Source organism: Tepidicaulis marinus (genome assembly GCF_000739695.1).
In the GTDB taxonomy this organism is placed as follows: domain Bacteria; phylum Pseudomonadota; class Alphaproteobacteria; order Parvibaculales; family Parvibaculaceae; genus Tepidicaulis; species Tepidicaulis marinus.
Window position 1 is genome coordinate 71970 of the sequence record NZ_BBIO01000017.1, and the last position, 14774, is coordinate 86743.

14 protein-coding genes are annotated in these 14774 nt (G+C 59.7%); 8 read left to right on the forward strand and 6 right to left on the reverse strand.

The features are described from left to right. Positions 1-36: 36 nt before the first annotated feature. The 5 genes from recQ to doeB2 all read right to left on the reverse strand — a co-directional run bounded on the left by recQ (position 37) and on the right by doeB2 (position 7157). Entirely contained in the window at positions 37-1833 is a 1797-nt protein-coding gene (gene recQ / locus M2A_RS14175; RefSeq protein WP_045448791.1) for a DNA helicase RecQ, read from the reverse strand. Between the two features lie 133 nt (positions 1834-1966). After that, positions 1967-3337 carry an NAD-dependent succinate-semialdehyde dehydrogenase gene (locus M2A_RS14180; RefSeq protein WP_045448793.1) on the reverse strand — a complete coding sequence of 457 codons (1371 nt, stop codon included), beginning with the start codon at positions 3335-3337 and terminating at the stop codon, positions 1967-1969. Positions 3338-3340: 3 nt separating this feature from the next. Further along, entirely contained in the window at positions 3341-4603 is a 1263-nt protein-coding gene (gene doeA, locus M2A_RS14185) for an ectoine hydrolase (RefSeq protein ID WP_045448797.1), read from the reverse strand. Between the two features lies 1 nt (position 4604). Then, positions 4605-5843, reverse strand: coding sequence for an aspartate aminotransferase family protein (locus M2A_RS14190; protein ID WP_045448799.1), 1239 nt, complete (start codon positions 5841-5843; stop codon positions 4605-4607). A 126-nt stretch (positions 5844-5969) separates the two neighbouring features. Further along, entirely contained in the window at positions 5970-7157 is a 1188-nt protein-coding gene (gene doeB2, locus M2A_RS14195) for a N(2)-acetyl-L-2,4-diaminobutanoate deacetylase DoeB2 (protein WP_197052953.1), read from the reverse strand. A gap of 214 nt (positions 7158-7371) precedes the next feature. Here doeB2 and M2A_RS14200 point away from each other — a divergent pair, with 214 nt between their 5' ends. Then, entirely contained in the window at positions 7372-8217 is an 846-nt protein-coding gene (locus M2A_RS14200; RefSeq protein ID WP_045448801.1) for a hypothetical protein, read from the forward strand. Positions 8218-8368: 151 nt separating this feature from the next. Here M2A_RS14200 and M2A_RS14205 read toward each other — a convergent pair whose 3' ends face one another. Further along, a complete protein-coding gene (locus M2A_RS14205) occupies positions 8369-8938 on the reverse strand; it encodes a TetR/AcrR family transcriptional regulator (protein WP_052379516.1) in 570 nt (189 codons plus the stop codon). A gap of 129 nt (positions 8939-9067) precedes the next feature. Between M2A_RS14205 and M2A_RS14210 the strand changes: the two genes are divergently transcribed. The 7 genes from M2A_RS14210 to M2A_RS14245 all read left to right on the forward strand — a co-directional run bounded on the left by M2A_RS14210 (position 9068) and on the right by M2A_RS14245 (position 14569). Continuing rightward, complete coding sequence (locus M2A_RS14210) at positions 9068-9652, forward strand: hypothetical protein (protein ID WP_197052954.1); 585 nt, start codon at positions 9068-9070, stop codon at positions 9650-9652. Next, the gene (locus tag M2A_RS14215; RefSeq protein WP_045448806.1) at positions 9649-11196 is read left to right on the forward strand and encodes an FAD-dependent oxidoreductase; all 1548 of its coding nucleotides are present in this window, start codon (positions 9649-9651) and stop codon (positions 11194-11196) included. The genes M2A_RS14210 and M2A_RS14215 overlap by 4 nt, the downstream gene beginning before the upstream one ends. 10 nt (positions 11197-11206) lie before the next feature. Beyond that, positions 11207-11584 carry a hypothetical protein gene (locus tag M2A_RS14220; RefSeq protein WP_045448808.1) on the forward strand — a complete coding sequence of 126 codons (378 nt, stop codon included), beginning with the start codon at positions 11207-11209 and terminating at the stop codon, positions 11582-11584. Continuing rightward, complete coding sequence (locus M2A_RS14225) at positions 11577-11954, forward strand: hypothetical protein (protein WP_045448811.1); 378 nt, start codon at positions 11577-11579, stop codon at positions 11952-11954. The genes M2A_RS14220 and M2A_RS14225 overlap by 8 nt, the downstream gene beginning before the upstream one ends. Before the next feature lie 836 nt (positions 11955-12790). Beyond that, complete coding sequence (locus M2A_RS14235) at positions 12791-13279, forward strand: hypothetical protein (RefSeq protein WP_045448816.1); 489 nt, start codon at positions 12791-12793, stop codon at positions 13277-13279. Between the two features lie 97 nt (positions 13280-13376). Continuing rightward, positions 13377-13880, forward strand: a complete 504-nt coding sequence (locus M2A_RS14240) for a hypothetical protein (RefSeq protein WP_045448819.1) — start codon at positions 13377-13379, stop codon at positions 13878-13880. Positions 13881-13996: 116 nt separating this feature from the next. Continuing rightward, positions 13997-14569 (forward strand): TetR/AcrR family transcriptional regulator, encoded by a 573-nt coding sequence (locus tag M2A_RS14245; protein WP_045448822.1) that lies wholly within the window; start codon positions 13997-13999, stop codon positions 14567-14569. The last annotated feature ends 205 nt before the right edge of the window (positions 14570-14774 follow it).

A 14774-nucleotide genomic window follows, 5' to 3' on the forward strand; every position in this document is an offset into this window, starting at 1 on the left:
GCCCGGCGCCATCATTGCCGGCCCCCCCAAAAAAAGTTAAATGGCCGCTTCCCGGATCACGGTCAAAAAGGCCGCGCCGTATTTAGCGCGTTTGGATTCGCCGATGCCGGAGATGAGTGACAGATCGCCATTGTTCTGGGGGCGCATCAGGGCCATTTCGGCGAGCGTCTTGTCGTGGAAGATGACGTAGGGCGGCACGCCCTGCTCGCGGGCAAGGGCAAGTCGGGTCTCGCGCAGTTTTTCGAAAAGTACCTGGGCTTCTTCCGGCAGGGTCATCAGCGCCTCGCGCCGCGCGCCTTTCTTGCCTGTGCGCTTCTTGGGTTTGCGCAGCTCGAGCGTTTCTCTTTCTTTGAGGAAAGTGCGGCCCTTCGGCGTGATGGAAAGCCCGCCATGGCCGGTCACATCGACCGCGATCAGCCCATGCGCCACGAGCTGGCGCAGGATCGAGCGCCAGCCATTGGCATCATGCTCGGTGCCGATGCCGAAAGTGGACAGCCGGTCATGACCCCATTTCGAGGTGCCCTCGGTCTCCTTGCCGAGCAGCACATTGACGACATGCGCCTGGCCGAAGCGCTCGCCCGTGCGGTAAATGCAGGAGAGAAGTTTCTGCGCGGCGATCGTACCGTCGAAGGTTTCGGGCGGCTCAAGGCAGGTGTCGCAATTGCCGCAAGGTACGCAATCGTCGGAGAAATAGCGCAATAGAGACTGGCGGCGGCACTGCGTAGTTTCGGCAAATCCTAAAAGCGCGTCGAGCTTTTGATGTTCCATGCGCTTGCGCATATCCGGCGCATCGGAATTGTCGATAAAGCGCCGCCGCAGCGCCATGTCGGAGGCGCCGTAAAGCATCAAGGCTTCGCTTGGCAGCCCGTCACGCCCGGCGCGTCCCGTTTCCTGATAATAGGCCTCGATGCTGGCGGGCAGATCGAGATGCAGAACGAAGCGCACATCCGGCTTGTCGATACCCATGCCGAAGGCGATGGTTGCCGCCATGATGACGCCGTCTTCAAGCTGGAAGCGGCGCTGGTTTTCCTCGCGCTGACGCATGTCGAGGCCGGCATGATAGGGAAGCGCGGTAAAGCCGTTTTCGTTCAGCGTTGCGGCGACTTCCTCCGTCTTCTTTTTGGCAAGACAATAGACGATGCCGCTTTGGCCTTTGCGGGGGCCGAGAAATTGCAGCATCTGTTGCGTGGCGCTCGTCTTTTCCGCCGCGCTATAGCGGATATTGGGCCGGTCGAAACCGGCGATGAAGGCGTTTTCTTCGCCGATATTGAGATGCGAGAGAATCTCCGCGCGCGTCGGCGCATCGGCTGTGGCGGTGAGCGCCAGGCGCGGCACGCCGGGAAAGGTGTCCGCCAGCATGTCGAGGGCGCGGTATTCGGGGCGGAAATCGTGCCCCCATTGGGAAAGGCAGTGCGCTTCGTCGATGGCAATGAGCGAGAGCGGCAGGCGGCGGAGGCGCGCCAGCGTGCCGTTTCTCAGCAAGGTTTCAGGCGCCATATAAAGAAGATCGAGCGCGCCTTCTTCCGTCTCCCGCCAGAGTAGATCTTTCTGCGCCCCTTCCAGCCGTGAATTGAGCGCTGCCGCCTTGACGCCGGCCTGATTGAGCGCGCTCACCTGATCTTCCATCAGCGCGATGAGCGGGGAGACGATAAGCCCGAGGCCCGGCCGGCAAAGCGCGGGGATCTGATAGCAGAGCGATTTACCCCCGCCTGTCGGCATCAGCACGAAGGCGTCATTACCGGCAATCACATGATCGATGATCTGGGCCTGCCGCCCTCTAAAGGCGTCATAGCCGTAAACGGTCTTGAGAATTTGGAGGGGTTCTGGGGGCACGAAACTACTTTGGAAGGAGAAACGGAACGTTCCCCCTCATAGCCGGTTTTGGCGGTGGATGCACCCCATCCGCAAAAGTTTGAACGCGGGTCTGCGCGCGTGATCCGCAGTTCCCTTGAAAACCGGTAAGGTTTTACGTTCGGGCGGGCCCGACCCAGACTTGCTGCGCGTTGACGAATTCCTTTATGCCGTGGGGACCGAGTTCGCGGCCATAGCCGGATTTCTTGATGCCGCCGGAAGGAAGACGCGGGTCGGTTTTGACGATGCCATTGACCGAAACTTGCCCGGCCTCGATCTCGCGGGCGATGGCCTCGCCTCGTTCGCTCCCCGTCCAGACGCTGGCAGCCAGGCCGTAGGGCGTGTCATTGGCAAGCTCGAGCGCGCGCTTTTCATCCGGCGTTTTGATCAGCACGGCGACGGGCCCGAAAGTTTCTTCGTTAAAAGCGCACATGCCGGGTGTGACATCGGACAGTAATGTCACCGGATAGAAGAAGCCGGGTCCCTCCGGTATCTTGCCGCCCAGGTGAAGGCGCGCCCCTGCCTTCACCGTCTCGCTGACCTGGCGGTGAAGTTCATCGCGCAGATCGGCGCGGGCGATAGGGCCGATATCGGTGGCCGGATCGGCAGGATCGCCGACTTTTAGAGCCGCCAGACGCGCCTGCATCTTTTCGGTGAAAGCGTCATAGACCGGCTCTTCAATGATGAGCCGCTTTGCGGCGATACAGGACTGACCCGCATTGATGATGCGTGAAAGCGTCAGCACCTCGGCGGCTTTATCAAGATCGGCATCGGCCAGCACGATGCTGGGATCTGAGCCGCCAAGCTCAAGGACCGCCGGTTTGATTTCCGAGGCTGCAATGGCGGCAACCGCCGCCCCGCCCCGCGCCGAGCCGGTGAAGGAGACGGCCCGTACGCGGGTGTCCCGGATCACCGCTTCGACGGCGGGCGTTTCGATCCGCAGCGCCTGAAAAAGACCGGGCGGCGCGCCTGCTTCCTCGAAAACATCCGCGATGGCTTTCGCGCAGGCGGGTACATGCGGGTCGTGTTTCATGAGACAGGTATTGCCCGCCATGAGCGCGGGCGCGGCAAAGCGGAAGGCAAGCCAGAAAGGCGCGTTCCAGGGCAGGATGCCGAGAACGGGGCCGAGGGGCAGATATTGCACATAAGAGCGGGTGGCATCGGAGCCGATTTCCTCGCGGGCAAGATAGGCTTCGCCGTGCTCGGCATAATGTTCGGCGCACCAGGCCGCCTTTTCCACCTCCCCGCGCGCCTCGCGAATGGGTTTACCCATTTCCTGCGTCATGAGCGGGGCAAGCTCTTCCACCTTTTTTCGCATGATGCCGGCCACGGCGCGCAGCAGATCGGCCCGCTCGGCAAAAGAGGTTTGCCGCCAGGAGATGAAACGTTTCTGCGCCGCCTCGAGCGCGCTTTCGACGCTTTTTGCGCTGTCCGGTTCGATCTCCTGAATGATCTTTCCCGTCGCCGGGTTCGTGACAGTGAGCATGAATTACTCCCCGCTTTTTTGAATTTCCTTTTTTGCCGCGCGCCGGCGCGCGTCCTCGATCGTGTCCACATTGGCCGCGCCGCCGCCGCGCGCCGCGCCGCTTTCCGGTTTGACGGTGAACTCCCGGTCCATGGTGAAGAAGGATTTGCAGCCATCGGCGGTGACATAAACCGTGTCGGAAATACCGACGGTCTTGTTGCCGTCGACGCCCCAGACCCAGGGGATGAGATGGAAGGTCATGCCTTCCTTCAAGGTGGTGGAGACGCCCTGCATCAGGGAGACGATGTAGCCTTCATCCCAGCTTGGCGGGAAGGCGATGCCGATGGAATAGCCCGAGCGGGTGATGAGAATACCTTCATCCTCACTGCCCGAAATGATATCGCGCACGATATTGTCCGCATCCGACACGGTAAGGCCGGGGCGGATGGCGCTTTCGACTTTCTGCAAGGCCTCCAGCATGCGGTTCTGCGCCCGCTCCATGGAAGGGGAAAGCTGCCCTAGAACGGCGGTGCGCATCATCGCGGTGTGATAGCGCCGGTAGCAGCCGCCCACTTCCAGAAAGACATGCTCACCAGGCTCCACCCGGCGCCCTTCCCATGTCGCATGGCCGATCATCGAGCGGGGGCCGGAGGTGACATAAGGCATGACCGCCGGCGGCTCGCCGCCTGCCCGGAACATGGCATTGGAAATCGCCGCGCCGATTTCGTTTTCCGTCACCCCGGCGGCAACGGCATCGAGGCCCGCCTGCATACCCGCTTCCGTGGCATGGGCGGCTTTGCGCATTACTTCGATTTCGGCTGGCGATTTGCGGATGCGGCCTTCTTCGACAATGCCGAAACAGTCGAGAAGATGCCCGCCATTATAAGCGGTGCGCAGCCGGTCCTGGTGGTAGGCGGGGAAGAAATAGCTGTTGCGCTCATAGCCGATCGAGGCCTTGGCAAGACCGGATTCCTTCAAGCTGCCGACAAGACGCTGGATGGCATCGCCATTATCCTCATAAGGGCGCGTCTTCTCCACCCAGGTGCGGGCATAGACATTCGATTCTTCCAGATGCCGCGTCACCATGAAAGGCTCACCGTCGAGCGGCACGATCAGCGCCTGAAAGAAGGAATAGCCCGTGGTTTGATAGTCGGTCAGATACATGATGTTTTCCGGATCGGTGATGATCACCGCATCCAGAAGCCGTTCCTTCATCCGCTCGCGCAGTGCCCGGAGGCGGTTTTCATATTCCTCGAACGGAAAAGTCATGTCATCGCGTTCGATCATGTCATGCTGCCTCCCTGCCGACGGCGGTCAGCGCCGCTTCCAGGATGCCGAGCCCTTCATCCAAATCCTCATCCGGCGTGGTGAGCGGGGGAATGAGCTTGAGCACGCGTCCGCCCGTGCCGCAGGCACCGATCAAAAGGCCGTTCTTGAAAGCATGGGCGACGGCGGCTTTCGCCACATCGCCGTTTTTGACGTCGAGCCCGTAAAGCATGCCGCGCCCGCGCACTTCCATCCCAAGCGCTTTATGGGATTTGGCAAGGGCATTGAGCCGGGCTTCCATTTCCTTGCCTTTGCGTTTCACGTCTTTCAGGAAATCGTCATTCTCGAAATATTTCAGCGCCTCGCGGCCCGCGACGAAGGAAAAGCCCTGGCCGCGGAACGTGCCCGTATGCTCGCCCGGCTGCCAATGTTCGTCATGCTCCGGCTTGATGAGGTTCATGGCAAGCGGCGTGCCGAAGCCGCCAATGCCTTTGGCAAGGCAGACGATGTCCGGGTCGAGCCCCATATCATCGAAACTGAAATAGGAGCCGGTGCGCCCGCAGCCGGCCTGAATGTCATCGAGAATGAGAAGCGCACCATGTTTGCGGCAGAATTCCTGAAGGCCTTTCAACCATTCCGCGCTTGCGAGATTGACGCCGCCTTCCGCCTGAATGGGCTCGACAAGAACGGCTGCCGGATGCGCATAGCCGGAAGATGAATCCGCATAACGCGCTTCAAGATCATCAATGTCGCAGCCGAAAGGAAAGCGCGTCACATGTTCGAGCGGCACGCCTGCGGCATTGCGGAAATAATCATTGGCTGTGCAGGCGAGCGAGCCCAGCGTCATGCCGTGAAAGCCATGCGAGAAGGCAATGACATTGGTGCGGCCCGTGACGCGGCGGGCAAGCTTCAATGCCGCTTCTACCGCATTGGTGCCGGTCGGCCCGGTGAACTGCATTTTATACTTCATGTTCCGGGGTTTCAGAACCGTGTCCGCAAACGCCTTCATGAAGTCGCGTTTGACGCTGGTGGACATGTCGAGACTGTGGGCCGGCCCATCCGCTTCAATGAAGTCTATGAGCGCGCGTTTCATATGCGGGTTGTTGTGCCCGAAATTCAAAACCCCCGCGCCGCCGAAAAAGTCGATATAGGAACGCCCCTCTTCATCCACCTGCCGGGCGTTCGATGCGGATTTGAAAATGGTGGGGAAGGTGCGGCAATAGCCGCGCACATTCGATTCCCATTGCTCGAAAATATCCATGAAAGCCTCCTGCCAATAGGGGCGCCGGGGCGCCCGGTCGCGTGTCCACACTCAAGAAACGCCCTGCCGCACCGTCGGTTCGCCCGGCAGACCGTTCTTCTTCAGCCCTGACGGCTTAAGCCCGCGTCAGGGAAGCGGCGCGCCGGCAAGGCGCGCATAAAGCCGCGTGACAATAGGAATAAGGCTATCGTTAAAATCGTAGCGCGGGCTGTGGCAGGGCACATCGTGTCCTTTGCCGTCATCCGCGCCGATAAGCGCGAAGGCGCCCGGTATCTCTTTAAGGTAATAGCTGAAATCTTCCGACGCCATGATGGGCGCGGGGATGGTATCCGCATGCCAGTCCGCGCCGAGTTCGGCGCTGAGCGCCGCGCGCATCAGCGCAGCTTCTGCGCCATGATTGACCGTTGCATCATAGCGCGGCTGAAGCGTCACCTCGGCGGTGACGCCATAAGCAGCGGCGGTCTTCACCGCCACCTCTTCGATCAGCGCATTGATGATCTCCCGGTCCCCGCTTTGCGCCAGACGGATACTGCCGCCTATTTTGGCCGTATCGGGAATGACGGTCGGCCCGCTCGGCGCTTCGATGGAGGTCAGGCTCACCACGGCGGCATGTTGCGGCGCAAGGCGGCGGGCAACGATCTGCTGCAGGGCAAGCGTGATGGCGGAGGCGGCCAGCACCGGATCGCGGCAGGCTTCCGGCTGGCTGGCATGGCCGCCTTGGCCTTTCAAGAAAATCTCGAACGTGCCATTGCCCGCCATCACCGCGCCGTCCGGGCAAAGCGCCTGGCCGAAGGGGATGGCCGGCCAATTGTGCCAGCCATAGATCGCGTCGATGCCTTCGAGCGCGCCGTCCTCGATCATCTTCTTGGCGCCGTGGCCGCCTTCTTCGGCCGGCTGAAAGAGAAGGGTGACGGGACCGGGCAATTGTTCTTCATGCTGTTTGAGCCAATAGGCCGCGGCCATCAGCGTGGCGGTGTGCCCGTCATGGCCGCAGGCATGCATGCAGCCCTGATTGGCGGAGGTCCATGGCCGCCCGCTTGCCTCGGTAATGGGCAGGGCATCGAGATCGGCGCGCAGCGCGATGTGCCGCCCGGCAGCCTTGGGCGCGAGCGTTGCAAGCGTGCCCGTGCCCGCGCAGGTGCGCCAGGCAAGACCCGCGCTTTCAAGGCCCGCGCGCACGGCGGCAGCGGTCTTTTCTTCCTGCCAGGTAAGTTCGGGATGTGTGTGAAGCGCGCGCCGGAACGTGGTGGCGGCATCCATCAAGGCCGCCCAGTCCCGGCCGGTCATTGCAAACGGGGCATGCGCTTCCGTCACAGACATATTCATGAGAGTAGCGGTTTGGGCAGGCTTAGCAATGGATTATCACCGGCTTTGCTGGATTTATGCGCGCTGATCAGCTCCATTTCTTAGCTATATGCCGGTGGCCAGCGGCGTGCGGCCAGCACACGTTTTGACACACGGTATGCTGGACAGCGGCGGCACGTCCCATATGATGAAACATGTCGTTTAATTTTATTACGGATTGCATATGGAGATTTTAAGGAGCGGGCGCTCCGGGGTTTTGTCCTGGCCAGGACACGCGCAGCAGAGGGCCTGGCTAAAATCATCAGGCAGTTTGTTGGGGGCAATTGCCCTCTTTCTCATGTTGAGCGGCTGTTCCAGTGCTGGGCTTGTTTCAATCCTCGTGCCGACGGCGAGCGCCGAGGACAGGCGCATTGCCCAGCAGCAGCTTGATGAATTCTGTAAAGAGCTGAACGTCGGAACGCATGTCGAAAAACGCATCCCCGGTGTTGAAGGGTTTGAGGTGTTGTCGGATGGCACTTATGGCAACGGCCGTGATAAGCCTGTCACCGACAGTGCGCTATATGGGTGTTTCGTCGGTTGCGTCGATTATCTCGTCAAGGGGTATGCATACGTTGAAAATCATGTTGAAGAGGGGTGGAAACCCAGCGCTGGGATTAGATATTTCCATACGGAACCTGGAAAGTACCGGCACGCCATTGTCCCCCGCACGCCCGAAGCTTGCGCGGTGTACGACCGAATTATCCAAACCAGTCAGACTCTGCGCGGGTATGTGAATGATTATCCCGAGCTTTTCAAAGATAGCTGCATAGGCATTGAAAAGGTTTCGGCCTTCCAGTCCCGCTATGCGTATCAGAGACATTTCCGGGATAAAGCGGTTCAGTTGCCAGGCGGTTTGATCGCTTGGCCTAGTGGGTCGCGGGTGATCGATAAGGTCACGGGTGAGGAGATTGCGGTTAAGCTGGGTGTTGCGGGGTATGACACCCGTGTCACCAATCAATATGTCGCCGCTTGCAATCAAAACTTCGCATTGGACGTGGCGGAGGTTCTTCTGCCTCTGGCGGGAGAATGAGGTTGGTTCAACGCGTTTTTCATCGTCGCAAGGCGAGTGCGGACAGATTGCCTTCCAAAGTTTTGGGTGCGGGCATTGGTATTTTTCTGGGGTTCACCCTGCCGGTTGCAGCCACTGCTGAGTAGGAAATCCGGGGGGGTGCGCATCGCCATCACCCCGCCGCGATGCGCGTGACGGCCTCCACCACGTCCTTGTCTAGCTGGCGGGCGGGAATGTCGAGCCGCCCTTCCACGCCGCGAAAAAGCGAGAGGCCTTCCATCAGGCTCATGATCAAGACGGCGCGCCGCCGCCGCGCGCCGGGGGCAAGGCCGGGCACGGCTTTTGAGAGCACATATTCGATCTGCTTTTGGTACTGCGCGTAATAGCGCGCCATGACCGCGTTGATCTCTTCGTCCCGCGCGGCGAGCGCCCAAAGCTCCCAGAACATCAGGCAGTAGTCCTGCGGCTGCTGCTCATCCAGGATGAAGCGGATCAGGTCTTCAAGGCTGCCCTGTGCCGGGCGGCTTTTGAAAGCGGCGATGGAGCGTTCCAGCGCCCGGTCGAAAAGCGCGCTGAGCAGTTCCCCCGGCCCGCCGAAATAATATTGAACATTGCTGAGCCGCATGGAAAGCGCCTCCGCCACCCGGCGCATGGAAAAGCCGCCATAGCCCTCTTCCACCAGGATCTGCGTTGCGGCGTCGAGGATTTCCTCCGCCCGTTTTTTGCCCTTGGCGCTTTTCATGGTCCCTTCCGTTTCGTGTCCGCCCGTCCCTCCATCTTCTAGCCCAAAAGGGTCTCTTGACCAATTTCTTGAAAATATGGTCATGTGACCTAAATAAAGGTCAGTTGACCAAATCTGGCGGAGGATGCAGTGACACGACAGGCAACCGGCCCCTCGCGGCGGGGTTTTTTGATGCTGGGCGGCGCGGCGGCGGCAAGCGCCGCAATCATGGGGCTGGCGGGCATTGCCGCGCCGGGGGGCGAGCATTACGGCGCGCTTTTGAACGGGGAAGTGCCGCAGGTTCTCAGCGAAAAGGAACTGGCGGTCTTGAGCGTGGCGGCGGAAACTCTGGTCGGCCCCATTCCGGGCCTTCCCTCCATTTATGAAACGCGCACGCCCGCGCGTATCGACCGGGAACTTTCCTTAAGCCGCGGCACGCTGCTTTCGGACATGAAAGCCTCGCTGCTTTATCTCGAATATAGCCCGCTCATGGGCATTTCCCTTTCCCGCTTTTCTTCCATGGGCGCGCAAGAACGTGAGGCGCATCTTCGCGCGCTTTCCCGCTCCGAGGATCCCTTGGAGCGGGCGATCTATAACGGCGTGCGCTTCCTCGTTTTCTTTTTCTATTACACGGACCCGCGCACCTGGGCGCATCTCGGTTATGAGGGCCCGCAAATGCCCGCGAAATTCTTTCCCGCCGGCAACCGCATTGAAAATCTGGAGGCGCTGTCATGATCCGCGAAGGCCATGAAATAAAGCACGACCTTCGCGAAGAGGTGGATGTCGTGATCATCGGCTCGGGCTGCGGCGGCGCGGCCGCCGCCAAGCATCTGGCCGAAGGCGGCCTTTCCGTCCTCATTCTGGAGAAGGGCGGCTATTACACCGCCGCCCGCGGCGATTTCGACCAATTGTCGGACAATATGCTCGCCCGGATCGATGGCGGACGCGGCCTCGACACCAGCACCAATGGCGAACTTGCGCTGATGTATGGCAATTGCGTGGGCGGGGCGAGCGTTCACTATTGGGCCGATAGCTGGCGCCTGCCCGAAGACCGGGCCCGCATCTATGAGGAAAAAGGCGTAAGCGGCCACGAGCATGAGGTGCTCGCGCCGATTTTCGATGAGATCGAAAAAGACCACAACGTCCATCCCGCCGACCCCGTTTACCGCAACCGCATGAACGAGCTTTTCATCGAGGCGGGCGGGCGCCTTGGCTGGCATATCGAAGATGTGCCGCAGGCAAGGCGCGGCTGCGTGGCAAGCGGGCATTGCTATCAGGGCTGTTCTTACGATGCCAAGCAAAGCCAGCTGGTGACTTACGTGCCTGCCGCGCTGAAGGCCGGCGCGCGGCTTTATGCCGATTGCGAGGTGACGGCGATAACCCGCGAGCCCGGCACGGGCCGGGCAAGCGGCGTCTCGGCCCGCTTTCTCGACCGCGCAACGGGCCGCCCCGCCGGGCCGAAGCTCGAGGTTAAAGCGCGCGCCGTCGTGCTCGCCGCCGGCGGCTATGCCTCGCCCGTCATCTGGATGCGCTCGGGCCTGCCGAACGGCTCGGGCGAGGTGGGGCGCAATCTTTTCACCAATCCCAATCCTTATCTTTATGCGCTTTACGATGAAGAGATTTATCTTTGGCATAATATTCCCGCCGCCGTCGGCACATCGGATTTCCGCCTGCCGCGCTATGAGAACGGGCGCTATGTGGAAGGCGGCTATTTGCTGCACCCGAACCAGATTCAGCCGGAATTTCTGGCCGTCACGCTGCCCGGCTTCGGCGGGGCCCATGCCGGGCTTGTTGCGCAGTTGCCGCGCCTTGGCAGCGCGGTGGCCTGGATCGACGATGAGCATGGCGGCGAGGTGACGCTGCGCGAGGACGGCACGCCCTCTTATCATTACGCGCTGCAGGGCGATGATGTCCTCAAAGCCCGCGACGCGCTGAAAAAACAAGCCCAGCTTCTTTTTGAAAGCGGCGCGCGGGAAATCTTCGTGCCGGACAGCGCAGGCACCAGGCTGCAAGGGCCGGAGGAGATCGCGCAGCTCGATACGCTGGAGATTCAAAACGGCGCGATGCTTTTTGCCGCGCCCCATCCGGCCGGCACGTTGCGCATGGGCGATGACCCGTCCCGCGCCGTTGTGGCAAGCACCCATGAAGCGCACGAAGTGCCGGGGCTTTATGTCGCCGACCCCAGCGTCTTTCCCCTGCCGCCCAGCGTCGATCCTTCGCTGACCATCATGGCGTTTTCCGTCATCGCGGCCCGCAACATTCTTTCCCATCTTGCCTAGGAGGCCCGCGATGAAAAACTGGCCCTTCTTTCTCTGGTGCGCCTTCTTTCTGATCCTGGCGCTCAATTTTGCAAGCACGGTGCTGGCGATCCTGGGCGGGGATTTCGACGGCACCGGCTTGCCGCTGGAAATGACGGTCATGGAAGCGGTGGCCAACGGTTTTGCCGCGCTTGGCTGGGCAGCGGTGCTGATCAGCGCGCTGTTCAAGCGCTATCTCGTCTCCGCGCGGCTTGCGGTTTTTCTCGCCGGTTTTTTCTTTTTCGATGTGATCACGACATTCGTGCTGCCCATGCCGCTGCCGCCTTATTTTCTGATCTGGGGCAGCGCCGTCGCAGGGCTCATGCTGCTGGGCGCGCGTCATTTGCAAAAGGAGGCGCGTCATGCGTGAGGAAAGTGAAAGACATTACGGCCTTGCCGCGCTCTTTGCCGGGATCGGCCTTATCTTCTGGGCCAATGTGCCCGCGCTTTTTGCCGGTCACTTTGCCGCCACCGGCCTGCCGCCCGCCACCATCCCGCTCCACGCCTTTGCCAACGGGCTTGGAGGCACGGGCTGGTTCGCCGCCGCCTTCCTCACCCTCAAAGGGCGCTTTGAGGCGGCCAGCTGGCTCGGCTATTTCTGCGCCGGGCTCTGGGCCTGGGACATGGTGACGACCGCCTATCTCCCCGCCATGCCCGTCCCGCCCCACCAATGGCTCTGGGGCCCCATCAGCGTACTCCTCATGTGCCTCGCGCTGCGGCGGCTCTCCGCAGCGGCCTAATCTCACGCGGCTCCAGCGCTTGCTTGGTGTGATCGGGTCCGTGCCCCGCGAAACCGCCTCGGATGCCCCGGCGTCCTGTGAGAATGACAATCCGTTTACGGCCATGCCGTTCACTGTCTATATTGGTGAAACGATCATGTCAGTTCTCGGGGGCGACGGGTTTGGGATTCTTCTGGCTAATTCTAGCGTGGGGGCTGGTGTGTGACACATGGTCATTCGCTGTCGATACCTGGGCAGAGCCTTACAGCCTTTCGAGCCCGCGGCCTGAGGGAGCTTTGGAGATTCCAATAGCGAACAACTCCAAAAATTTGCGTGTGGCAAAGTTGCCGAGCAATGAAAAAGAGTTGCGCCGAGCGATCGTGATGGGGAGTCCGGAGGACTGGTTGGGTGAAGCAGAGCGGGCAGGTTGCGATATTGGCGAGATCAAGAGTCAGGAGCTCACTTTTGATCATATGGCAACCGTGTGGATAGAACTGGCGGTCAGTGACGTGGATGTTACTCGGCGACTATTCGACGTATTTACTAGATCTCGCCGAGTTGAGCCAGTGTTGAAGTACGAAAGACCGGATTCAATGTCGAGCACATTTCTTCTCAATCTGACGTCAGAGGAGGGCGGACTGGTCTTTAGCGAGTGTTATTACGCAGGCTCCGGCAGTTTGTGCACAGTCTATGGGCAAATAACTACTCAGGTCTCGGGGAAGGTTTTCCTTAGAAAGTCCGAGAAAGAAGAGTGGCCCGCGCAGTTTGAAGTATTGGCGTGTGTCATTCGCCGCACAATCCTTATGACGCAACAAGCCGGCTAGGAGAAAGAACAGCCTCAGACCGAAGAGGAAAATATGAAACCGGTCGAAGAAAGCGCAAAAGAAATGCTGGAAATGGAAATGCCTTTCCGCATTAATCCCAGCACGTTTAACGTGGAAAGTGATGATCCCAGAATATTCATTACAGGAGGGCATAATTGGTCACCAGAAATGGGACGCCAATTTGTCCTGCACGTTGGTGATGCGGCTTACGGTTTCCGGACGTCTGAAGATATTGAGAAACAGAAAATTGAAAACCTGGACGATGGTACAGTCATCTGGTGGTTCGATGATATCTTATGCAAGCTTTACGAGCATATAAAAGGAAAAGGATTACAACTAGTAACGAACAGGTATTCCTTTGAAAACGCCAAAGAGCAGGAACTTATTCTAAGTCTGTTTTTCAAAGCTATTCAAGCTTATGACCTCGACGTTGTGGCTGGTATTAAACAAGAACCGAAATCTAAAGGTTTTCTAACTCCACGAGCAGAGCAGCAGATCGTTTCGGGGAAGTTTCTCGCGTGAAATGACCTTGGCCAGCTGTGCCTCAACGGGGCTCCACCTCGGCCGTGTGCGGGATTAACCCAAAGAGAATGAGCGGTCTCGGACCGGGGGGGAAAATATGAAACCGGTCGAAGAAAGCGCAAAAGAGATGTTGGAAATGGAAATGCCTTTCCGCATTAATCCTGAGACTCTTGATGTAGAGAGCGATGACTCAAGAATTTATATGATCGGCGGGAGAAGTGCAGGGCCTGAGCAGGGGCATCATTTCGTTCTGCATGTTGGGGACAAAGTATTTGGTTTCTGTACAGCAGCTGACCGAGATAACGAGAAAACCGAACTGCTTGATGATGGTACACGCGTTTGGTGGTTTAACGACCTTCTCTGTCCGTTGAGCGGCGCGGAGCGAAAAGCGGGTGGAGGATACACAGCGTATAGGGTGCTGACGAACACCTATTCTTTCACCAATCTTGAAGAGCAGAAGATGGTTCTCGGACTTTTCTTCAAAGCTATTCAGGCCTTTGATCCTCGAGTTGCGATGGGAACCATAAAGGAACCGAAAGTAGTTGCGCGTTTGACTCCTCATGCTGCGTTCAGGTTGGAGTCAGGAGATTTTCTCGCATGATTGACTGCCCGGACAAGTAATCCCTACGCACATGGATAAACGCCAAGGCACGCCCTTAAACTGTTGGAATAGCGCCGGTTTTTCGATATGATATATATCATAAAGAGGAGCCGGCCATGCCCTATACAGCCGAACATAAAGCCCAGACCCGTCAGCGGATTATCGAAAGCGCGGCGCATCAGCTTTGCGAAAAAGGTATAGGCGGGGTCAGTGTTGCCGAGCTGATGAAAGAAGCCGGGCTTACCCATGGCGGCTTTTATGCGCATTTCGGCTCCAAGGCCGCGCTTGTGGCGGAGGCGGCAGCCTATGCGCTGGGCGCTACGACGCAGATGCTGGATGAGGCCGCCGAAGGCGCGCCGCCGAGCCGCCGCTTGAAGGCGCTGGTCGATACGTATGTGAGCCGCCATCATGTCGCCCATCCGGGCGAGGGCTGCGCCATTGCAGCGCTCGGCCCCGAGCTTTCCCGCGAAACGCCGAAGACGCGCAAAGCGTTTGGCCGCGTGCTCGATAAAATGATTTCCATGGTCGCCTCCCATACCGGCGCGCGTAGCGAAAAGGCGGCGCGGGAACAGGCCATCGCCACGATCGCGACAATGGTCGGCACCATTGTCATGGCGCGGGCGGTGGACGATAAAGATTTTGCCAATGAAATTCTGAAAACGGGCCGGGAGGCGGCGCTGCGCCACTAGGCGCTACGTCACGAGGCATTGCGCTACCTCCCGGATTTACCCGGCGGTCACACGGCCGGGGCGACCCGGCCCGTGAGTGTGCCGAAGGAAAGACGCGTGCCGTCCGCGCCCATGGCCGTAGCGCCGATGATCACCTCATCGCCGTCCTGAAGCCAGCCGCGCGCCGTGCCGTCGGGCAGGGCGATTACGTCTTTGCCGCCTTGAG